Origin of the sequence: Mangrovibacterium lignilyticum, from assembly GCF_010882175.1 — a bacterium.
In the GTDB taxonomy this organism is placed as follows: Bacteria; Bacteroidota; Bacteroidia; order Bacteroidales; family Prolixibacteraceae; genus Mangrovibacterium; species Mangrovibacterium lignilyticum.
The window spans coordinates 354,193-376,369 of sequence record NZ_WKLH01000003.1 but is presented as its reverse complement, the minus strand read 5'-3'; the positions used below and the strand labels follow the sequence as shown (position 1 = coordinate 376,369).

General features: G+C 44.3%; 19 protein-coding genes. 12 read left to right on the top strand and 7 right to left on the bottom strand.

What is annotated here, in order from left to right:
• Positions 1–79 precede the first annotated feature (79 nt).
• Genes GJV22_RS15820 through GJV22_RS15810 form a run of 3 tightly spaced genes read right to left on the bottom strand, consistent with a single transcriptional unit; the run spans position 80 to position 3,757 of the window.
• Complete coding sequence (locus GJV22_RS15820) at positions 80–805, bottom strand: ABC transporter ATP-binding protein (RefSeq protein ID WP_163715975.1); 726 nt, start codon at positions 803–805, stop codon at positions 80–82.
• A 2-nt stretch (positions 806–807) separates the two neighbouring features.
• Positions 808–2,283 (bottom strand): DUF5687 family protein, encoded by a 1,476-nt coding sequence (locus GJV22_RS15815; protein ID WP_163715970.1) that lies wholly within the window; start codon positions 2,281–2,283, stop codon positions 808–810.
• A 28-nt stretch (positions 2,284–2,311) separates the two neighbouring features.
• Positions 2,312–3,757, bottom strand: a complete 1,446-nt coding sequence (locus GJV22_RS15810) for a T9SS type B sorting domain-containing protein (protein WP_163715967.1) — start codon at positions 3,755–3,757, stop codon at positions 2,312–2,314.
• A 100-nt stretch (positions 3,758–3,857) separates the two neighbouring features.
• Between GJV22_RS15810 and GJV22_RS15805 the strand changes: the two genes are divergently transcribed.
• Positions 3,858–4,868 (top strand): aspartate-semialdehyde dehydrogenase, encoded by a 1,011-nt coding sequence (locus tag GJV22_RS15805; RefSeq protein WP_163715964.1) that lies wholly within the window; start codon positions 3,858–3,860, stop codon positions 4,866–4,868.
• A gap of 225 nt (positions 4,869–5,093) precedes the next feature.
• On the opposite strand, the gene GJV22_RS15800 is transcribed toward GJV22_RS15805, so the two are convergent.
• Positions 5,094–5,753, bottom strand: coding sequence for a DUF2461 domain-containing protein (locus tag GJV22_RS15800; RefSeq protein WP_163715961.1), 660 nt, complete (start codon positions 5,751–5,753; stop codon positions 5,094–5,096).
• An 84-nt stretch (positions 5,754–5,837) separates the two neighbouring features.
• On the opposite strand from GJV22_RS15800, the gene GJV22_RS15795 reads away from it, so the two are divergent.
• The 5 genes from GJV22_RS15795 to GJV22_RS15775 all read left to right on the top strand — a co-directional run bounded on the left by GJV22_RS15795 (position 5,838) and on the right by GJV22_RS15775 (position 13,319).
• Entirely contained in the window at positions 5,838–6,509 is a 672-nt protein-coding gene (locus GJV22_RS15795; protein WP_163716985.1) for a 2-C-methyl-D-erythritol 4-phosphate cytidylyltransferase, read from the top strand.
• Positions 6,510–6,715: 206 nt separating this feature from the next.
• Positions 6,716–7,342 carry a TetR/AcrR family transcriptional regulator gene (locus GJV22_RS15790; RefSeq protein ID WP_163715958.1) on the top strand — a complete coding sequence of 209 codons (627 nt, stop codon included), beginning with the start codon at positions 6,716–6,718 and terminating at the stop codon, positions 7,340–7,342.
• Positions 7,332–8,675 (top strand): TolC family protein, encoded by a 1,344-nt coding sequence (locus GJV22_RS15785; RefSeq protein ID WP_163715955.1) that lies wholly within the window; start codon positions 7,332–7,334, stop codon positions 8,673–8,675. The genes GJV22_RS15790 and GJV22_RS15785 overlap by 11 nt, the downstream gene beginning before the upstream one ends.
• Positions 8,676–8,679: 4 nt before the next feature.
• Positions 8,680–9,828 (top strand): efflux RND transporter periplasmic adaptor subunit, encoded by a 1,149-nt coding sequence (locus GJV22_RS15780; RefSeq protein ID WP_163715951.1) that lies wholly within the window; start codon positions 8,680–8,682, stop codon positions 9,826–9,828.
• A gap of 38 nt (positions 9,829–9,866) precedes the next feature.
• Positions 9,867–13,319, top strand: a complete 3,453-nt coding sequence (locus tag GJV22_RS15775; protein ID WP_163715940.1) for an efflux RND transporter permease subunit — start codon at positions 9,867–9,869, stop codon at positions 13,317–13,319.
• Between the two features lie 41 nt (positions 13,320–13,360).
• Here the strand turns inward: GJV22_RS15775 and GJV22_RS15770 are convergent, their stop codons facing one another.
• The 3 genes from GJV22_RS15770 to GJV22_RS15760 all read right to left on the bottom strand — a co-directional run bounded on the left by GJV22_RS15770 (position 13,361) and on the right by GJV22_RS15760 (position 16,327).
• Positions 13,361–13,807 (bottom strand): C-GCAxxG-C-C family protein, encoded by a 447-nt coding sequence (locus tag GJV22_RS15770; protein ID WP_163715938.1) that lies wholly within the window; start codon positions 13,805–13,807, stop codon positions 13,361–13,363.
• A 497-nt stretch (positions 13,808–14,304) separates the two neighbouring features.
• Entirely contained in the window at positions 14,305–14,961 is a 657-nt protein-coding gene (locus GJV22_RS15765; protein ID WP_163715936.1) for a DUF5017 domain-containing protein, read from the bottom strand.
• A 175-nt stretch (positions 14,962–15,136) separates the two neighbouring features.
• Complete coding sequence (locus GJV22_RS15760) at positions 15,137–16,327, bottom strand: phosphoglycerate kinase (RefSeq protein WP_163715933.1); 1,191 nt, start codon at positions 16,325–16,327, stop codon at positions 15,137–15,139.
• 293 nt (positions 16,328–16,620) lie between these two features.
• Here GJV22_RS15760 and GJV22_RS15755 point away from each other — a divergent pair, with 293 nt between their 5' ends.
• From GJV22_RS15755 to GJV22_RS15730, 6 genes are all read left to right on the top strand, one after another.
• Complete coding sequence (locus tag GJV22_RS15755) at positions 16,621–17,745, top strand: DNA polymerase III subunit (RefSeq protein WP_163715929.1); 1,125 nt, start codon at positions 16,621–16,623, stop codon at positions 17,743–17,745.
• A 154-nt stretch (positions 17,746–17,899) separates the two neighbouring features.
• Positions 17,900–19,150, top strand: coding sequence for a PSP1 domain-containing protein (locus GJV22_RS15750; RefSeq protein WP_163715926.1), 1,251 nt, complete (start codon positions 17,900–17,902; stop codon positions 19,148–19,150).
• Positions 19,151–19,189: 39 nt separating this feature from the next.
• Positions 19,190–19,657: a gliding motility lipoprotein GldH gene (locus GJV22_RS15745; protein WP_163715923.1), complete on the top strand. Its 468-nt coding sequence runs from the start codon at positions 19,190–19,192 to the stop codon at positions 19,655–19,657.
• 14 nt (positions 19,658–19,671) lie between these two features.
• Entirely contained in the window at positions 19,672–20,412 is a 741-nt protein-coding gene (gene trmB, locus GJV22_RS15740) for a tRNA (guanosine(46)-N7)-methyltransferase TrmB (protein WP_163715919.1), read from the top strand.
• 2 nt (positions 20,413–20,414) lie between these two features.
• Positions 20,415–20,747: an MGMT family protein gene (locus GJV22_RS15735; RefSeq protein WP_163715918.1), complete on the top strand. Its 333-nt coding sequence runs from the start codon at positions 20,415–20,417 to the stop codon at positions 20,745–20,747.
• Between the two features lie 73 nt (positions 20,748–20,820).
• Complete coding sequence (locus GJV22_RS15730) at positions 20,821–21,936, top strand: Mrp/NBP35 family ATP-binding protein (protein WP_163715915.1); 1,116 nt, start codon at positions 20,821–20,823, stop codon at positions 21,934–21,936.
• The last annotated feature ends 241 nt before the right edge of the window (positions 21,937–22,177 follow it).

Here is a 22,177-nt window from a genome sequence, read left to right as displayed (position 1 = left end):
AAAAGCTGCTTCAATCAAGACCCGCAAAAAGGATTAAGTCTTAAAAGAAGCAGCTTCCTGCAAACTGAATATTGAATTCCTAATCGACTGTAAACATTTCAGGTTCATGCACTCCCGCAAAGAAATCTTCCAGTTCGCGAAGTGTCGTCTCCGTTTTCGGCACATCCTTGACAATCTTTCCCTTTTCAAGGATTACGATCCGGCTGCAAACTTCCGTAATATTATCTAAAGTATGACCCGAAATCAGAAAGGTTGTTCCCTGCTCAGCTGCTTGCTTTTTGATCAATGTTCGAAGTTTATACTGAGAACTTGGATCGAGGTTCGCGAAGGGTTCATCTAAAATTACCACTTCTGGTTTCCCCATCATAGCCGCAGCAATACCGACTTTCTTTTGATTCCCTTTCGAAAGATCGCGGATAAACTTCTTCTTGCCGCGAATCTCTCCGTTGAAAAACTCGGCATACTCAGCCAGGTATAATTCCCGATCCGACTGGTTCATTTCGCGCAATTCGCCAACAAAAGTAAAATACTCATCCGGCGTGAGGTACCCAATGGTAAAGCTTTCATCGATAAATGCTCCGGTAAAAGCTTTCCAATCTTCAGACTCCTGAACAATAATTTCCTGACTCACCACATGCCCCCTTGAAGGGACAATCAAGTCGAGAATAAGGTTGAACAAGGTTGTTTTACCGGCGCCATTATTACCAACTAAACCGAAAAGCTGCCCTTTTTCGACTTTCAGTTCCGGAATATTCAAAACGATTTCTTTTTGATAGGCTTTTATAAGGTCGACAATTTCAATCATAATCAGGAGTTTTTATAATCGCGAATCATGCGATGTTTTTGTTTATTGAAAGCTTTTGCAAAATAATTGATAAGATGTGGTTGCAGCAAAACACCACAAACACCCAAGGCACCCATAATAACCAGAGCCGCAATTGCTCCCGTCAGGAACTTAAACAAAAAAAACAGCAACACCGGTCCAAAAATTAAGGGAAATGAAATCAACCACTGACTAGCTCCCATTCCCTGGTAATTAAACATAGCCGAACCGCCCAAATCAACAGCCTTTTTGCTGAACGTTCCAAAAAGGAAAATCAGATTCATATTCACCCCAATGTGATAAAAGAACAGCGCCGTGTTAAAATAAAGGATCCGAATATCAATGATTCCATAAGCCAAGGTGACCAGAAAATAGACAAAGGACACCATGACATTCATAAAATAGAAAGCCTGCAAAAACTGCTTCATTTTAAAATTCTGAGTCATTAGCATCGCATAATAACGACTGTGCCAGGCTGGAAAAAACTGACCGATCGAAATCGAAAACATACCGGTCATCAACAACCCTCCGAGAATCAACATGAACTCGGGAATCGCTTCACCTCTGTTTTTGTAGATCATAAGCCCGTAAAACAAGAAAAGAACCGTTACCAAAAATTGGCTTCGAGGGCGCTTGTTCCTCCAAATCATACGAACATCCAACGAAATAAATTTGCCATAATCGCCCAAACGACTCATCCAGCTGAAATCGCGAACCGACGAGTCCTTCTGTTTTTTTTCAACTAAATTGAGGTACAGGTTCGACATCAAGTACCGCCTGTTCAACCAATAAAACACGACCGGTGGTAGGAGAAACACTGGAAGTATGAATGGGTTCTGAATCACAGTATCGAGCAATTTCCCGAAAAGTCCGGTTAAATCAACCAACCCAAAATAGTTCAATCCATATAACACGACAAAAAGCGCAGCAAACACATAAAAGCCATAGCTGCTTTCGTTGATCCACCATTTCAGATAAGTAGTCAGAAAGTGGTTGCTCAAAATTAAAAGCAACAAACTGGCCAACCATGCCAACGCCCCAATGCCCGGATGACCCTGCACAACCATTCGGAAAAACAACGGAATAATCAGGAAAAGCGGTAGCAGGTTGAAAAAGTTAAAAACGGACCGGGTCAGCAAGTAGGATGCGATTTGCTTTCGCCGAACATTCAGCACCATGAGTGGCTTAAAACTGATTGTTGGCAAACTTTGTGCAAATTGCCGCATCACCAGATCAAAGGCAAAATAGATTAGCAAATAACTATTGAGCACACTTGTTAGCTCCTGCCCCGGATATGCCTCTGACAGTACTTTGGGAATGACAAATACCCCCAGCGATAAAAACACCAGCGTAAAATACAAGCCCAGAAAAACGAGCATGATGGTGGTTGCAACGCTCTTCCCAAATGAGGAAGAACGGGTAAGTTCCTTCCAGGAGAATAAGAAAAGGTTTTGTTTCATAGTTGATTTTTGGAAATTCCACCCTAAATTACATAATTCTATTTACGACTGTGCAGCTTTTCTTAAAAACTTCTCGCTGCCCTGATAAGTTTATCATTTCAAGATAGAACACATAAATACCGGCTGCCAACTGCTGCCCGTTGGACCGCTTGCCTTCCCATTTTAGATCGCCGATTTGCCCGACTGTTGCATTTTTCATGGGTTGGTCAACAAGATGACCAGCGCCATCAAAAACCAAAACAGTAATCATCCACTCGGGCTCCGAAAGTTCAAAATGGATGGTCATAAAATCATTGTATCCGTCGTTATTGGGAGAGATTACCTTGGGTTCGAACGTAATGGAATTGCCTTTCGCGTCCGTTTCTTCCTGCATCGAATTCGGACAACCGGGAGTAGCAAAGCCGACAACAACAGCAGCCGATGCCCAATTGGAAATATCGTTGGTTTCCTTCAGAAGTGATTTACGCTCCAATGAAACACCATTTTCATCCGCTAACAGAGGATGATGCATCTTGTCGGAATAAGTAAACTCGTCGATGACATTCAACGAATCATCAACAAGGACCACTGTTCCACCATCATTCGAAAAACCGGGCAATTCAGCCCTCAGGAAATTCTCCGGACAAGTTTGTGGGTAGAGCATGACAAGCGTATCAGGCTGTTCACTCAACAACAGATAGGCCCCACCCTCGAAATATTCAGCAGATGTGGTAAACGGACTGATCTTTTTCAGATTCCCTTCTCCATCGCGCGACGCAATGAAAAGATGGTCGGTTCGCAAGTTTTTGTCGGACACATTGACGACTTCCACAAAATCGGAGCAATCCGGATACGGGTTGAACAAGACTTCATTGATTAGTACATCCCCTGCGGAGGCTAAATTTTCCGGCAATAAAGGTGGTTCCTGTGATTCAACCAGGATGTCATCCACAATTACCTTATCTGACGCGTATTTGCTGTTTAACCGAATGACGATTTGCAGTGAATCTCCAGCCAGGTCTTCCTGAAAAACTTCAGCTTCGCCCCAGTTCCCTTCGCTCATTCCATTCAGTCCGAAAAGCTGTTCAGGGCTATCATTCAACCTGTAATAAACATGAATATATTTGCTGGTCACGGTTTTTCCGCTTCCTGTTTCTTTGGCGATCAAACGGCAGCTCACGCTGCTTTCGCCGTTGATCGGAATCCATTCGGAGTGCCAAACTGCTTCTCCGTCGCAGTCCATCGCTTCAAACCGCCCACCGGAAGTTGAAACTGTTTTTACGTAATCGTTGTCGGCAGAAAAGGTACAATTGTCGACATTCAGGAACCATTTTGTAATCCCGGCCAAATCCGAATGAATTGTTACTCCATCCTCATCTCCCCAAAATCCTTTCTCAGAAGTATCAAAATTTTCAAACCAAATTGGCCTTCCATAAGTATCAATTGTTAACAAGATGATTCCGATCAAAAGAAAATAACAAGAATTCGCTTTCATCGGCTTAGAATTTAAAAGTAAACAACTAATTTTGGGGCCTTTATATAACGTCAGAATTAACTGACAATTGATCAATTAAGTTAACAAAATTTTTGAAATTATGAAAGTTGCCATTGTTGGTGCAAGTGGAGCGGTTGGCCAGGAATTCCTGAAAGTATTGGTCGAAAGAAACTTTCCGCTCGATGAGTTGGTTTTATTTGGTTCAGCAAGAAGTGCCGGAAAAGAATATGAATTCAAAGGCAAAAAGCTAACTGTTAAAGAACTGAAGCACAATGACGATTTTAAAGGTATTGATATTGCACTGACGTCGGCTGGTGGCTCAATTTCGAAAGACTATGCTGAAACCATCACAAAATACGGGGCGATCATGATTGATAACTCCAGTGCATTCCGTTACGATAACGACGTGCCTTTGGTTGTTCCTGAAGTTAACCCGGAAGATGCTTTGGTGCGTCCCCGCAACATTATTGCTAATCCGAACTGCTCAACGATCCAGATGGTGGTTGCACTGAAACCGATCAACGATTTATCTAAAATCACCAAGGTACAAGTAGCAACATACCAGGCAGCCAGTGGTGCCGGTGCTCAAGGTATTGCCGAGCTTGAAGAGCAAACCCGCCAAATTGCGAACGGTGACGAAGCGACTGTGAGCAAGTTCTCTCATCAATTGGCGATGAATATCATTCCTCACATCGATGTTTTCCTGGATAACGATTATACCAAGGAGGAAATGAAAATGAACTGGGAAACCAAAAAAATTATGCACACCGATGCCGAAGTTAGTGCAACTTGTGTGCGTGTACCCGTAGCCCGTTCTCACTCTGAAGCGATTTGGCTGGAAACAGAAGAAGCCTTGAGCGTGGAACAAGTGCGCGAAGCATTCAGCCAATTTGAAGGGTTGACCGTAATTGACGCGCCGCAAAGAAATGAATACCCAATGCCATTGTTTGTTGCCGGCAAGGATGATGTTTATGTAGGACGCCTGCGGAAAGACATCACCAACCCCAAAGGTTTAACTTTTTGGTGCGTGGGTGATCAAATCAAAAAAGGTGCTGCCCTGAACGCGGTTCAAATTGCGGAATGGCTCATCAAAAATGGTGAAGTGAAATAGCATAACCAGAAAACCATATAACAGAAAAAAAGCCGGGAAAATTACTTTTCCGGCTTTTCTATGAAAATGGGTTGATTGGGAAGAAACTAATCTACTTGTTAATACGCAGATCTCAGATTTTGTAACCCTTCCCTCCCAAAAATATCATGAACGAATGCTTTTGACCCCTCTTTTTGTCCATTTCACATGATGAACGGGTCTTTTTTTATTGTTCACCACCTTTTTTCACTTCTTTTTTCCGATGACATCATTCAAGAATCGGTTCATATGGCTCAGCTGGCGAAACACCTCAACAGTTTCATCAATTAAATCGGCCGACAAAACCTGTTCGTCCGACAACGAACAGCCGAAGGCATACGATTTATAGCGAAGAAGAGCGATGTCTTCAAACTCCTTATCAAACCCTTTCGGTGCTGTTTTCAACTTTTCGCCCATCACCTCCGGAAACACACGCCTAAAGTCCTCATCATACAACACTTCTTTGAAACTCTCCGGATGATTATATATTTCCAAACGAATCGACCGAAGTATTTCAGGCCCAGGACACCAAACCCCGCCTCCAATGAAAGAAGCTCCCGGTTCGAAATGAACGTAATACCCGGCCAGCTCACTTTTACGCCCTCCGGGAGCGATAAAACTTCCCATGTTAGTTTTATAAGGGCTCTTATCTTTGGAAAAACGAACATCTCTAAAAATTCGGAAAAGACAATCTTTCGGGCTCAAGGCCGGAATATCCGAGTCAATCTTTCGAAGCTCCTGAATCATAAGATCAGTAAAGAAAAGCATCTGCTCTTTCGCCGTTTCGTATTCCTTCCGGTGATCATTGAACCACTCCTTGTTATTGTTCTGCTTAAGCTCTTTTAAAAATTGAAGTAGTGTTTGCATGTTCTTGTTTGTATTTATTTTAATTCAGCAATCGTGAAGCGAACTCTAAATGTATTGCTATTTTTGCTTGCAACATTTACAACGATGGAAAAGTTTGCATTAATAGTTGCCGGTGGAAGCGGCTCACGAATGGGCTCCGATATTCCGAAACAATTTCTTTTATTGAATGGGAAACCGACACTCATGCATACGATTGAACGCTTTAAAAACTACGACGATAGCATCCAGATATGCTTAGTTCTGCCGGAAGCCCAATTTTCGTATTGGGAGAACCTTTGCACTCAACATCATTTTTCCATTCCGCATAAACTTACTGCGGGGGGAAACACGCGTTTCCAATCCGTGAAAAACGGACTCAACAAGCTACCGAATAGTGGTATTGTGTTTATCCACGACGGCGTTCGGCCCCTGGTTTCCAACCAAACAATTTCCAATTGTGAGAAGACAGCCCTAAAATCAGGAAATGCATTGCCGGTTACTCCGGTCATTGAATCGATCCGTGAAATTTCGACGACGGGCAGTAAACACGCTGACAGAAATAACTTCCGCCTGGTGCAAACGCCCCAAACGTTCAAAATCGATCTGATCAAACAGGCATTCGAGCAGGAGGAATCTTCATTTTTTACCGATGATGCTTCGGTATGCGAAGCCATGGGTGTAACCATTAACCTGGTCGAAGGAAATCCGGAAAATATCAAGATTACTCAGCCGTCAGACCTTAAGATTGCTGAATTCTTACTATCCTCCCTCGTTTAGGAACAAAATCCTTAAACCACCACATTTCTTTCTCTCCTCGATTTATTTCGTCGTTAGCCGATTCATGCACGTATTCAACAGCTAAATCAACCTAAGTTTGCTTTCGGATTCGAACAAGTACACGAACATAAAATTTACAAAAACTTTGGAAACTTTTAACGTTCTTGGAGTTTCCAAAATCGAAATTTGCTCCTATATTTGCAGCTATGATTGACGAAAAAAGAGAATTGATTCTTGAAAAAGCAGCTGATTTATTCTTCAAATACGGAATAAAGAGTGTTACAATGGACGATATCGCCAATGAAGTAGGTATCTCAAAAAAAACGCTTTACCAAAATTTCAAGGATAAAGAGACACTGATTGATCAATTCACAGACAGGTTCTTTGTCTGTAATCCAAAGTTCAACCTCCTGGAATACGACGGACTAAATGCGATCGACAAAGTGATCAAAATCAGGGCACACATGCTCAACCTGAACAAATTGCTTCAAAATAACCTTGAGCATGACCTTCGCCGGTTTTACCCAAAAATCAATGAAAAGATCCAACAATTTAAACGCGGTAAGATCTATGAGGACAACCTGGCATTGATTAAACAAGGCAAAGAAGAGGGCATTTTCAGGGAAGAAATTGACGCTCATTTTGTGGCGCGCCTGGCTGTTGGACGTTTCTTGTTTCTATTCAACCCTGATTTGGGTTTATTTTCGGAAGAAGAGATACACAGCATTGACCTTTTCGATAAAGTAATTGATTATCAATTTCATGCTATTTGCACAGAATACGGACTGAAATACTACAAACAACAATTAAACAACATTCAAAATGAAAACTAGAGTTCGACAATCTCTTTTGATTGCCATTTTACTCATCACGGCGGGAGCAGCGTCGGCGCAGGACACACTCAGGTTCTCGCTGTTCGAAGCGAAGGAATATGCCAGGCAAAACTCCTATACGATTCGCAACAGTTCGCTCGACGTTGAGTCAGCGAAGAAAAAAGTATGGGAAACCATTGCCTCGGGTCTTCCGCAGGTTTCGGGATCGGCGCACTACACCAATTACCTGAACTTACCTGTTCAGCTAATCCCGGCTGATTTTGTCGGCGGTGAATCCGGTGACTACATTGAAGTTACTTTCGGACAAAAATTCAACTCCGACTTCGGCTTCACCGTTGATCAAAAGATATTCGACGGATCTTACATTGTCGGGGTGAGCTCAGCAAAGCTTTATCTGCAACTGTCAGATCAGGCTAAAGAGAAAACAGAAATAGAAATACTACATGCGGTTGAACAGGCGTATTACGGCGCCATGGTTGCCCATGAAAATTCGAGCATTCTATCGGAAAACCTGGCTAATAACGAGAAACAATATGCTGACACAAAAGCGATGTTTGAAAATGGTTTGGTTGAAGAGCAGGATGTCGAGCAGTTTAAATTGATTGTTCAAAATTCGCAAAACGCAATTATCAAAGCGGAACGCGAAATTCGGGTTGCCGAAATGGTTTTAAAATACACGATGGGCGTTGATGTCAATACGCCGATTGGGTTGACTGACGATATCGCCACTTTCCTGAATCCGCTTCTATTGGAAAAAGAAGACACAACTGTTTTCGACTACACCAATCACATCGACTACCGCTTACTGGATTCGCAAAGACTAAGCCAGGACAAATTGTTGAAATTGGAACAATCGGCTTATATGCCAACAGTCAGCGCATTTTATACTTATAACAAGACCGCTTACGGAAACAGCTGGAACCTGTTCAAAAGTAACGTTCCCTGGTTCCCATCCTCTATGTGGGGACTCAATATTTCTGTCCCGATCTTTTCTTCCGGCATGAGAATGGCTAAAGTGAAACAAGCCCGCTTCGAACTGGAAAAGGCAGAAAATGATCAGCTCCAGGCTGCTCAATCATTGCAAATGGAATACCTCACGGCAGTTGCAGACCTGGAAAGCGCTGTTGACCAATTTGTCAACACTGCCGACAATAAAGAACTGGCCGAAAGGATCTTCGAAAAGTCCAAAATTAAATATGCTAACGGAATTATAACCAGCTCCGATCTGGCAGTTACCGAAAGTCAATTCATCACTGCACAATCAGACTGGGTTGCTTCAGCCATGCAACTCTTTAATGCTAAAATTAATTTAGACACTGCTATTGGAAATTAGAAACATGAAAACAAATACATCTTACACCATGAAAAACATTAACCTGCTGTTTATTGCCGGAATCAGCCTGCTTATGGCTTCCTGCTCCGGAACAGTTGACAACAGCCCCGAAGCCAAACGCAAGCAATTGTCTGAGTTGAAACAACAAAAACAACAGCTGGAAATAGAAATCACGCAACTGGAAGATGAATTGGATGCCGATCGTGACATTGAGTACATCAACATAAAAACCACTACAGCGCAGCAGCAACTTTTCGAACACTTTATCGAAGTTACCGGAAAAGTTGAAGCTGATCAGGAAGTTAATGTTAGCCCGGAAGGTAGCGGAATTATCACTGAAATACTGGTGAAAGAAGGACAGTTCGTCACGAAAGGCACGAAACTGGCATCGCTAAATACAGACATGTTGGAACAAAACATTGAAGAGGCCAAAATCAGTCTGGAGCTCGCACAAACCACTTTCGATCGTCAAAAGAACCTGTGGGATCAGAAAATTGGTTCCGAGATTCAATTCATTCAGGCGAAAAGTAATAAGGAGTCGATGGAACGTCGTTTGGAAAGCCTGCTGGCACAAAAAGACATGGCTCAGGTCAAATCTCCTGTTGACGGAACTGTTGATATGATCTTCCTGAAGAATGGCGAGATTGCAGGACCACAGATCCCTTTTGCCCGGGTTGTCAACATCAACAAAATAAAAATCTACGGCGACATTGCTGAAACCTATCTGACCAAGGTCGACAAAAAAGAAAACGTCGTGGTTGAATTTCCGGCTATCGACCGTCAACTCACCTCAAAGATCGATCAGATTGGAAACTACATCGATCCCAACAACCGCACCTTTCGTGTTCGCCTCAATGTAGACAATAAGGATAACCTGATTAAACCCAACATGATCTCGATTCTGAAAATCCGGGACTATGTGGCCGATTCAGCCATTGTTATGCCTTCGCTTTTAGTGAAACATGACTTTAAAGGAGAATACACTTTTGTTGTTGACGATTCGCAAGACGTGAAAAAAGCGAAAAAAGTGTACATCAAGACTGGTGTTTCAAACAACAACATGACTGAAATTACCGAAGGAATCGCAGCAGGAATGCTGGTTATCTCTGAAGGATTTGATCAGGTCATTGACGGCACTCCTGTAAAATACTAAGCATTTATCAACCTGATTCAATCTTGAAATCTCAGCATATGTCTAAGGATAAGGAAAAACAAGCTGACAACAGTCAGCATATCACCCGGAAATTTAAGCCGACCTACCTGGCCATTAAGAACAAAACCACGGTTTATATTCTTACTGCCCTTTTGGTATTTGCCGGCATATTTTCCTACAACAAAATGCCTCGCGAACTCTTCCCCGAGATCGTGATTCCTACCATTTTTGTACAGACGATATACCCCGGTAATTCGCCGGTCGATATTGAAAACTTTATTACCCGCCCCATTGAGAAAGAACTCAAAGGTTTGCAAGGTGTGAAGAAAGTCTCGTCGGCATCGTACCAGGATGTCAGTATTATCATCGTGGAATTTAATACCGGTGTGGAAGTTAAACAAGCACTGCAGGATGTAAAGGACCGCGTCGATAAATCGAAAACGGAACTACCCAACGATTTAGATATTGAACCATTGGTACAAGATCTCGATTTTTCAGCCTTCCCGATCATGAACGTCAACTTAAGTGGAGACTTCAGCTTGCGCGACCTTCGAAAATTCGCCGAAACCTTACAGGATGAATTTGAAGGACTAAACGAAATTTCGGAAGCTACCCTGAAAGGGGTGGATGAGCGTGAAATTCAGATCAATGTTGACCCCTACAAACTGGAAGCCAGCGGACTGACTTTTCAGGATGTAGCCACAGCCATCCAAATGGAAAACCTGACCATGGGTGCCGGTGAATTTACATCGGACGAAATTCGGCGGGTCATTCGCACACAGGCCGATTATACCAACATGAACCAGATTGCCAACACCATCATCAAGGTGAATAGCGGCAAACCGGTTTACATCCGCGACGTCGCCAATGTCGTTGATGGTTACAAAGAGCGATCGACCGAATCGCGGCTGGATGAAAAGCCGGTTGTGACGCTTTCGATCACGAAAAAAAGTGGTGAAAACATCCTGGCAGCTACCGATAAAGTAAGCGAACTAATCAAGGAACATCAAAAAAGCGGCTATTTGCCTGCCAACCTCGATGTGCGGATTACTGACGACAACTCCTTGTACATCCGCAACCAGATTGCCAACCTGGAGAACAGTATCATTTTGGGGATGCTGCTCGTAATTTTCGTCTTGTTCCTGTTCCTTGGTTTCCGAAATGCGTTGTTTTCGGGACTTTCTATCCCCATGTCCATGTTCCTGTCGTTCGTTATCCTTCAGCAAATGGGGATTTCGCTGAACAACATGGTTCTGTTCAGTCTGATTTTGGCTTTGGGGATGTTGGTCGACAACTCGATTGTTGTTGTTGAAAACGTCTACCGCCTGCACTCGCAAGGCTACTCTGCATTAACCGCAACGAAACGAGGTGTAAGTGAAATTGCCTTCCCCATTATCTCCTCCACCTTAACGACGCTGGCCGCCTTCTTTCCCCTTATTTTCTGGGAAGGAATTATGGGTGAATTCATGAAGATCCTGCCCGAAACGCTGATCATCGTACTGGCTTCCTCTTTGTTTGTCGCTTTGGTGCTAACTCCTCCCTTCATCGCAGGCTTCATGAAAATTGAAGATATTGACCGCAAAGCCAACGTTAAACGAATTCTGCGCAATGCCGGAATCATCGTGCTTCTTTCACTTCCATTTTACTTTTTGCGCGTATTTTGGTTCGCCAACATACTGGCTTTAGTTGCCCTGCTGATGATCCTGAACGCCATCGCCCTGAGGGGACTGGCGCGCTGGTTTCAGAATAAATTCCTGGTATGGCTCGAAAACTTCTACGAAAAACAACTCAAATTTGCCATCACCGGAAAGAAACCACTGGTGTATTTCACGGGAACAGTCTTGCTGATGTTCCTGTCAATCGGCTTCTATTACACAACCAATCCCGAACTCGTCTTCTTCCCTTCAACCGAACCGCAAACCATTTTTGTGACCTCCGAGTTACCCTTGGGTTCATCCATTGAAAAGACAGATCAGCTGACCCGGAAGGTTGAGGAAATTGTAAAGGAGACGCTCGAACCGTACCAGGATATCGTGAAATCGGTGACCACAAATGTGGGTAGCGGCAAAGGCACCATGTTTGAAAGCTCTTCAAGCTCAAGCCCGAACAAATCACTGATCTCGATTTCATTTGAAGAATTTAAACTTCGTCATGGCATCAACACCACTGATATCATGGCACTTTTGTCGAAAAACCTGAAAGGCTTTGTCGGCGCCAAAGTCTATGTTGAAAAGCAAGATGACGGTCCACCGGTTGGCGCGCCAATTAACATTGAGGTGAGCGGTGACAAGTTTGACCAACTGCTGAAAATTACGGACGAAGTGATTCAACAGATCGATGCTGACCGCATCCCTGGCATTGAAGGACTGAAATTAGACATCAACACCAGTCAACCGGAAATGCTTGTCAAAATCAACCGGGAGAAAGCACGGCTATACGAACTGTCGACCAGCCAAATTGGCCTGGCACTTCGTCATGCGCTTTACGGCTACGATGTGGGCGACTATAAAGATGGCGAGGATGAATACGACATCTTCATTCGTCTCGACGAAAAATACCGCAATGACGTATCGACCCTGATGAACCAGAAAATTATTTCTGAAGGCAACAAAATTCCGATCTCTGCTGTAGCATCTTTCGAATATTCGACAACTTACGACAAGATCAACCGAATCAACAACAAACGGACAATCACCGTTTCGTCGAATGTGCTCGAAGGCTACAATGCCAACGAAATTAACGCCCGAATCCGCCAGGTATTGAGCAATTATGAACTTCCCCGCGGGTACACGCTGAAGTTTACCGGGGAGCAGGAAGAGCAGGCCGAAAGCAGCAACTTCCTGATCATGGCTCTGTTGATTGCACTGGCGTCGATTACCTTGATCCTGGTTACGCAGTTCAACTCTTTCATCCGGCCATTGATCATTATGACGACCGTACTCTTCAGTACCATTGGGGTATTCCTTGGCCTGGGTATCTTCCACATGGAATTCGTGGTGATCATGACCGGAATCGGAATTATTTCGCTGGCAGGAATCGTCGTAAACAACGGGATTGTGCTGGTCGATTACATCGACTTACTGCGCAAACGGAGGCGCGAAGAACTCGGACTTTCAGAAAAAGCCTTCCTGAGTATTCATGATGAAGTGGAGTGTATCGTGCATGCCGGAAAAACCAGGCTACGCCCGGTGTTGCTCACGGCAATTACAACAGTACTCGGATTGATTCCGTTGGCTGTAGGCCTCAATTTCGACTTCTTCACCTTGTTTACCGATTTCAAACCCGATTTCTCAGTCGGTGGCGAGACCGTAGCTTTCTGGGGACCAATGTCGTGGACCGTTATTTTCGGGCTCACTTTCGCAACCTTCCTGACGCTGATTATTTCGCCGGTCATGTACATGCTGACGATTCGCATTAACTACCGCGTGAAAAAACTGTTGGGCATGTTACCGGAAGACAGCTTGCGTGACAAAGCCGAAATAGAAGAATAATCCTGAAATAGCATGTTTGAAGGGTGTTTAGATATTCGTACTTAAACACCTTTCTTTTTTCCTGCCAATTGTTCTTCCAGTATCCCGACTGAAGTGCTTACAAAGTTCGGGCAACGGATTTCAAACAGGTTATTCTCGGTTGCAAACTGGCGACCTTCGTCCAACGAAATATTAACACCGAGCAATTCCTTACAGAGTAAACTCCCCTGCTCTTTGCAAAACTGATCATTGAAATGTAAGATGTGCTGGCGGGTCCGGGCTTTCGCTTCCGCGTCGCTGGTCGGTTCGCCCAGCGCCATTCCCAAAACCAGGTAAGCTCCGGTTACGGCCCCGCAGGTCTCACCGCAATTCATGCCACCGCCAAATCCGGCACCCAACTTCAAACTCATCGAATCATCCAATCCTAATTCCTCATTAAAGGCACTTAAAACGGCCTGACAACAGTTAAAGTGATTAAAACACGTTAATGCTCTCTCTGTCTTATTCATGGTTTTTGTTTACAAGTTATCATTTTTCGGCCAGAATATTTACTTTATGAAAGTATAATAGCTAGAATTTGACCTTTTCATATACAACGCTTCCTTTTTGCTTTCTCGCTTCAGCTTTTTTACGTCCGGATTTGTCACTTTATTCGCGGGTAATGTCACTTAACTCACGAGTTTTGTCACTTAACTCGCGAGTAATGTCGCTTTACTCACGAGTTTTGTCATTTGATTCACGAGTAATGTCATTTGATTCACGAGTAATGTCGTTTAACTCACGAGTTTTGTCGTTTAACTCACGAGTTTTGTCATTTGATTTGCGAGTAATGTCGCTTAACTCACGGGAATGTTCGGTAATGTTCATTAAACTGTGTCAGTTGTCTTATTCGAAGTCACCCGGTCAATAGGCCAATAAGATATGAATCAGCGTTCCGGTTAACGGGCGCTGACTTTATTGTCTTTGTTCCATTGAAACTCAGACAGCTGTCAAACCGGATCGCAAACTAAAACTTAAATTGCACCTTTCCTCCTGACTCCGCCTTCCAGGATTTATCCTGTGGATCGTACTCATATTCTACTCCGATTTGAAATTTCGACTTGTCGTCTGGTGAATACTGTATAGCCGATCCAGCTTTCGACTGGTTGAACATGAAAGGCAATTTGAGTACAGGATCCCGTTCCGCTAATGGTGTAAAATACTGCCCCCACACCAAGAACTGAAGTTGCTCGGCCAGCCGGTATCGCAACAGGATGCTTGTCCCAATTCCCAACTCAGTAGAAGAAAAGGAATAACCCGATTGCTGGCTTAAAAATACACCATAGGCGAAACCGAATTGCTGCTTATAATACCATTCCCCTATCGTTCCCCCATAATTCTTAAGGTCGGCCAAACCCGGATAAACGGGCCAACCAGCGACTGAGCGCTCTGACAAATCAGCCATTGAAAACGATGTTTGGACACTGGCTGAAGGCAACAGGCTAAACTGGGCCGACAAATCAACTCCAGTACCCGATGGGATAGTTAAACTGTGAACCGGCAATAAATTCCCGCCAATTGGAATCCTGATGCTGTCGTTCTGAATTCCGGTCGATTCTATTTGCGCCTTCAATTCAATAGAAGAGAAGACGCAGATCAACAGGATCAACAAAGGTCTAATCATCACATTTTTCTACTAAAGGTAAACCACTGTTCTGTAAATCCGGGAGTATTTAACAAACAGTAAGCTTATTTAACTGAAGGTCTAAATCAATTACGCTACGACATCGACCTCCCAAACAAAAAAAGGTCCGGGCCAAAGCCCGAACCTTCTATATCGATTGTCATGTTTGTTTGAATTAACCGCGAACAGCAGCAATACCAGGAAGAACTTTTCCTTCCAATGTTTCCAACATAGCACCACCAGCGGTAGAGATGTAAGAAACCTGATCAGCAATACCAAATTTGTTAACAGCAGCAACAGAATCACCACCACCCACAAGGGTGAAAGCACCGTTTTTAGTTGCTTCAACAACGGCATCACCAATCGCTTTAGTACCGGCAGCAAAAGCATCCATTTCGAATACTCCGGCAGGACCGTTCCAAAGAACAGTTTTTGAGTTACCGATCACTTCTTTGAAAGTAGCGATTGTTTTAGGACCAACATCCAAACCTAACCAACCATCTTTGATGTTTTTAGTCAGGCAAACTTCGGTGTTTGCGTCGTTGGCAAATTTATCGGCTGCAACACAGTCTTCAGCAATCACCAGGTTCACACCTTTAGCTTCAGCTTTTGCGATAATCGTTTTTGCCATTTCCAGGTAATCATCTTCACACAATGAAGCACCGATGTTACCACCCATAGCTTTCACGAAAGTAAAGATCATACCACCACCGATAATCAGGTTGTCTACCGTATCCAACATGTTTTCGATGATTGTAATTTTAGTCGAAACTTTAGCACCACCCATGATTGCAGTCATCGGACGTGCAGGGTTAGCAACTACTTTATCGAGGTTCGACACTTCGTCGTTCACCAAATAACCGAACAATTTATCATTTGGGAAGAATTTAGCGATCACAGCAGTTGATGCGTGAGCACGGTGAGCTGTTCCGAAAGCATCGTTTACCCAGCAGTCACCCAATTCAGCTAACTGACCGGCAAAAGCTTCGTCACCTTTTTCTTCTTCTTTGTGGAAACGCAGGTTTTCCAGCAACAATACTTCACCCGGTTTCAATGCTTCAGCCAAAGCTTTAACTTCTGCACCAACACAATCAGGAGCCAATTTCACATCCACACCCAACAATTCGGCCAAATGGGCAACCAGGTGTTTCATGGAGAATTTATCTTCCGGACCGTTTTTCGGACGACCAAAGTGAGACATGATAATAGGAGAACCACCAGCTTCAATTACTTTTTTAATAGTAGGTACCGCAGCAGTCATACGGGTATCATCAGTGATCTCGAAATTTTCATTCAAAGGAACGTTAAAGTCAACACGGATTAACGCCTTTTTGCCTTTGAAATCATACGATTCAATTGTCTGCATAATAGATTATTTTTAGGTTCTTTTTGATACGGCTCCAAAGATACAAAAAAGAAAAGTTTGCGCTTTCGGCTCCATCTTCTAATTGGTCATTTATTAATAATGAGGTAATGAAAGCAAACAGCCGATATGCTCTTGTCCGGTGACTATTTTGCTTTCACGGATCATCGCTCAGTTGTCATCGCTTGTCAAACGAAGGATTCAATCAGTGGGCCGCAATTTCTTTTTGCCTTTCTACGTTTTTCCTTTTGCCTTGTTTAATTTTCTTATTTTTGCTTGCACTCTAAAATCAGCCTATGTTTTTTCGCGATATTATTGGCCAGTCAGCAATCAAGAAGCGGTTTATTCAAACCATCAACGAATCACGGATTAGTCATGCTCAGCTATATGCCGGGCCCGAGGGATCCGGAAACCTGGCGTTGGCGTTGGCTTATGCCCAATATGTGTCGTGTACCAACAAGCAGGCCGACGATTCGTGTGGTAGCTGCCCGTCGTGCAAAAAATATGCGCGTCTGGCCCACCCCGACCTTCACTTTGTTTATCCGGTTGTCAAATCGCCCAAATTCAAAGATCCGGTTAGTACCGACTATATTGAAGAATGGCGGAAAATGATTCTCAACGGTGCCTATTTTAGCCAGGAAGACTGGTTTAATTTCATTGGAACCGATAACGCTCAGGGCATGATCTACACCCAGGAAAGTGATGAAATCATCCGGAAGCTGAATTTGAAATCCTACGAATCGGAATACAAAGTGATGATCATCTGGATGCCTGAAAAAATGCACCAGTCGTGTTCGAACAAGCTCCTGAAAATGATTGAGGAACCGCCATCCAAAACGCTCTTCATACTTGTTTCCGAGAATGAAGAACAGCTCATCTCGACCATTCGTTCGCGTTGCCAACTCACCAAAGTTCCGGCTATAGATGAGCATGAGTTGGTTGAACGCCTGAACGAACTCCCAGACGCTGAAGGAAAAAACACGACACGCATTGCCCATCTGAGTCGAGGCAACTACCGGAAAGCCTTGCAACTGCTGAATCCGGAAAATCAGGACCGGTACAACCTCGAAAAATTTAAAGAACTCATGCGCCTCACCTATGGACGTAAGTTTCTCGACTTATTTTCGTGGGTGACAGAACTGTCAAACATTGGTCGCGAACGCCAAAAAAGTTTCCTGCAATACACCCTGGGGCAGGTTCGCGAAAACTTCATCAACAACCTGAACAACCCGCAACTGGTATACATGGACGAAGAAGAACAAGCCTTCTCCTCGCGCTTTTCACCCTTCATTAACGAACGGAACATCATGCCCATTACCGAAGAGATTGAACGGTCGATCTTACACATCAGCATGAATGGCAATCCCAAAATTATTTTCACCGATATGGCACTGCGCATCGTTAAACTCATCCGAAAATAATTCCCGGGCCAGCCCACGCTGACAAGTATCATGCTGTATAAAATGCAAAGCATCGAATTTGCGGCTTGTTTGTCAGCAATTATGATTATTTTTGAAGCCTGTTTGTCATAGGCATCTATTATTGCCTAAGGCGTTCAGAACTAATAAATCAACTATGGAAGATAATTATTCAATCAACCGCGGATGTTGCAAAGGTTCTGCCGGAACTTGCTCCAAGCTCGAAGTTCGGGACTGGCTGAGCGATGTAGTTCATATGGCTACTGCTGACAACATTGTTGAGGTTCGATTTAAAAATACCCGCAAAGAATATTTCAGAAACGGCAACAACCTGAAACTGAAAATCGGTGACATTGTTGCTGTTGAAGCCAGTCCCGGTCACGATATTGGTGTTGTAAGCCTAACAGGTGAATTGGTTAAACACCAGGTGAAGAAGCACAAGGTGAAGCTGATAAACGGTGATTTCCGCAAAATTTATCGCAAGGCCAAGCAGGTCGATATCGAAAAGTGGAAAGAAGCCATCAGCATGGAGCACCAGACCATGATCCGCTCGCGCCAACTCGCATTCGACTTACAGCTGGACATGAAGATTGGTGATGTGGAATACCAGGGTGACAAAACCAAAGCTATTTTTTATTACATCGCTGAAGGCCGTGTTGATTTTCGCCAGCTGATTAGAGTGTTGGCCGAGAATTTCCGGATCCGGATCGAAATGAAACAAATCGGTGCACGCCAGGAAGCCGGTCGTATCGGAGGTATTGGACCTTGCGGACGCGAACTTTGCTGTGCCACCTGGATGAGCAACTTTGTTTCGGTAACAACTAACGCTGCCCGTTACCAGGAAATATCGCTTAACCCGCAGAAATTGGCAGGCCAATGTGGTAAATTGAAATGCTGCCTCAACTACGAGGTCGATTCATACATTGACGCACAAAGGGATTTCCCGCCAAACAATATTCCGCTGGAAACCGAAGCCGGACAATACTACTTCTTTAAAACAGATATTTTCAACCGGATCATGTACTACATCGGTAGCGGACAAAACGCTACCGGTCCGCAAGCTGTACCCGTAGACCGAGTGAAGGAGATTATTCTGCAGAATAAGAAAGGTCGCCGCCCCGAAACGCTGCTTGACGGAACTGAAGCGCTGAAAGCTGCCGCCAAACCAAAAGAGTTTGCGGATGTGTTGTCAGAAGACAGTCTTACCCGTTTCGACCAGCCCAAAAGAAGCCGGAAAAAGAAACGGACCTCCGGACCAAGGAGACCAGAGCATACGGGTGGTCCTCGAAATGAGCGCAGTAATGGTAACAAGAATGTTGCTGAAAAAACGGAGAATACCGGCAGCGACGCAAACAGAAGCCGGCGTTCATCGGGTAACCGACGTAGAAATAGAAATCCGAAAGCTTAATTCCGACATTTCAACACAAAAAACACATTAGATTTTTCCATGAAGTTCAAATTCTGGTTAATTATCGTCCTATTTTTCGCGGTATTACTCGCTTGCGATCGCCAAAAGGAATTCGAAGCGTATCAATCGCTCGACACTTCCGGCTGGAACAAAGACTCGCTGGTTGTATTCACTGTTGAGTTTGAAGATACCCTAAGTAGCCACAATCTCTACCTGAACGTTCGCAATAGCGGGGATTATCAATTCAGCAACCTCTGGCTTTTTGTACACATCAAATCGCCCGACGGGACCTTGTTGACTGACACGCTGGAATTTCAGCTGGCCGATCCTTCCGGGAAATGGACCGGAAGCGGAATCGGTGATTTGTTTGACAACCAATTTACCTACAAGGACAACATTTACTTCCCGCTTCCCGGCAAATACGAGTTTTCGATCCAGCAAGGCATGCGATCCGAAACGCTCAAGGGAATCAGGGACATTGGCATTCGAATTGAAAAAAGGGACTAAATTAGACACGAGTTGTGGGAAAGAATAAACTGAAGAAATTTGCCGACATGGAGCGTTTCACCAATGTGGTGCAATCACCCATGAAGCATCCCGACCAGGCCGATCACGAGTTGAAAGGCAAATGGAACACCGACTTTTTTAAAAATAACCAGCCTCTGATTCTTGAGCTGGGTTGTGGTAAAGGCGAATACGCTGTTTCGCTGGCTCGCTTTCTGCCGCAAAATAATTTCATCGGAGTCGACGTTAAAGGCTCCCGTATGTGGAACGGGGCCAAGAAAGCCATCGAAAATCAGGTTTCCAATGTTTGCTTTCTGCGAACAAGCATCGAAATCATCGACAAGTTTTTTGCAGCGGGCGAAGTGCAGGAGATCTGGATCACCTTTCCAGATCCGCAAATGAAAAGCACCCGCCGCCGGTTGACAGCCACAAACTTCATGGAGAAATACCGGGAAATTCTGGCTCCGGGTGGTATCATTCACCTGAAAACAGACAGTAATTTTCAATACCAATATACGCTTGAGATGGTGAAGGAAAATGGGTTCGAGATCATCTCGAACATCGAAAACATTTACCAATCCGAACTGCTGACTGATGTTCTTTCCATTCAAACCTTTTACGAAAAACAATGGCGCGAACGTGGAATCGACATCAAATACCTGGCTTTCAAAATCAATCATAACGAGCCTTTGCGCGAGCCCGACGTTGAAATTGAAAAAGATCCTTACCGAAGTTTCGGAAGATCGGCACGCGAATAGGCATGAGTGATTTCTTCGACATGGTTTACCAGGTAGCGCGCCTGATTCCTGAAGGACGGGTAACCAGCTATGGCGCAATTGCCCGCTACCTGGGTACCGGACAATCGGCCCGAATGGTGGGGTGGGCAATGAACAAAGCCGGCTCGCAGTCAGTTTATGTTCCTGCACACCGGGTTGTGAACTCCAAAGGCCTGCTGACCGGGAAACACCACTTCGGCGGATCCTCAACCATGGAAGACCTTTTGGCAAGCGAAGGAATCCGGGTCGAAGACAACCAGATCGTCAACTTTGAACAGGTGTTTTGGGATCCTGTGAAAGAACTGGAAATGGAATAAATAGCTGCAAAAGCAATCGCAGCAAATTGATAATAAATTTTGCCGCATAAGCGACATCGCAAAATAAACTAGTATGAGTGAAGCACCACGCAAAATAATTGTTCCGAAAAATGTAACCGACACCTTACGCAAGGTGCTCTATCCGGGCTCGAAAGAAGATATCGTCAGCATGGATATGGTTCAGGAAATCCGTCTCGCCGGGAAAAAAATCACTTTTTCACTGGTCTTTCAGCGTTCCGACGATCAGAATATTCCAGTGGTCATCAAAGCCTGCGAAGACATTTTGATGCAGGAACTGGGTTCCGATATTGAAATTAGAGGAAACATCACGGCAAAAGCAATTCACCAGATGGAACGCCCCATTTTGCCCAAAGTAAAAAATATTATAGCCGTATCATCTGGTAAGGGTGGTGTCGGAAAATCAACCATCTCGGTTAACCTGGCTGTCTCTTTAGCCAAAACAGGCGCTAAAGTTGGCTTAATCGATGCCGATATTTACGGTCCGTCTATCCCTAAAATGTTTGGGGTTGAAGGCGAGCGTCCGGCAGGATTGGTTGTCGATGGCAAAGAAATGATTCACCCGGTTGAGCAGTTTGGCGTGAAGATGTTGTCGATCGGCTTCTTCGTCTCACAAGAGGACGCTTTGGTTTGGCGCGGCCCGATGGCTTCGAATGCCTTAAAACAACTAATCAAAGATGGTTTTTGGGACGAGCTCGATTACCTGCTCATCGATCTTCCTCCGGGTACCAGCGACATTCACCTTACCCTGGTACAAACCGTTCCGGTTACGGGCGCCATCATCGTAACCACACCGCAGGATGTGGCGCTGGCCGACGTCGTGAAAGGCGTGAGCATGTTCCGCAGTAAATCGGTCGATGTACCTGTATTAGGTTTGGTTGAAAACATGGCTTGGTTTACCCCCGAAGAACTGCCCGATAACAAATACTACATTTTCGGACAGGATGGCGGAAAAGATTTAGCCGAAGCACTGCAAATCCCATTACTCGGACAAATCCCCATTGTACAGGGCATCCGCGAAGGTGGCGACGAAGGTACCCCCGTTGCTTCAGACGAGCATTCACCGATGGGCAAAGCCTTCCTTGAACTGGCAGCCAATACCATTCGGGAAGTTGAACGCCGCAATGCCGAACAAGATCCGACTAAAAAAGTGAAGGTAAGCCGCAAATAAGGACACTTCAACTTAAAATAGCACTACAGCACTCCCGCAACCCGCGATAAGTTGGTTGCGGGAGTTTTTGTTTCCGAAAATACCGGCATCACCTTCGTTAAAACAGGGCAATATCTAAGCATTGCCTGTTCAGTCAGCTAAACCAGCCTACTGGGGGCAAGTTAAGCAAGAGTTGATTATTAAATTCGCAGAACGCTGCAAAAGCAATTGACACAGTTTAATGAACATTACCCGTTCATAG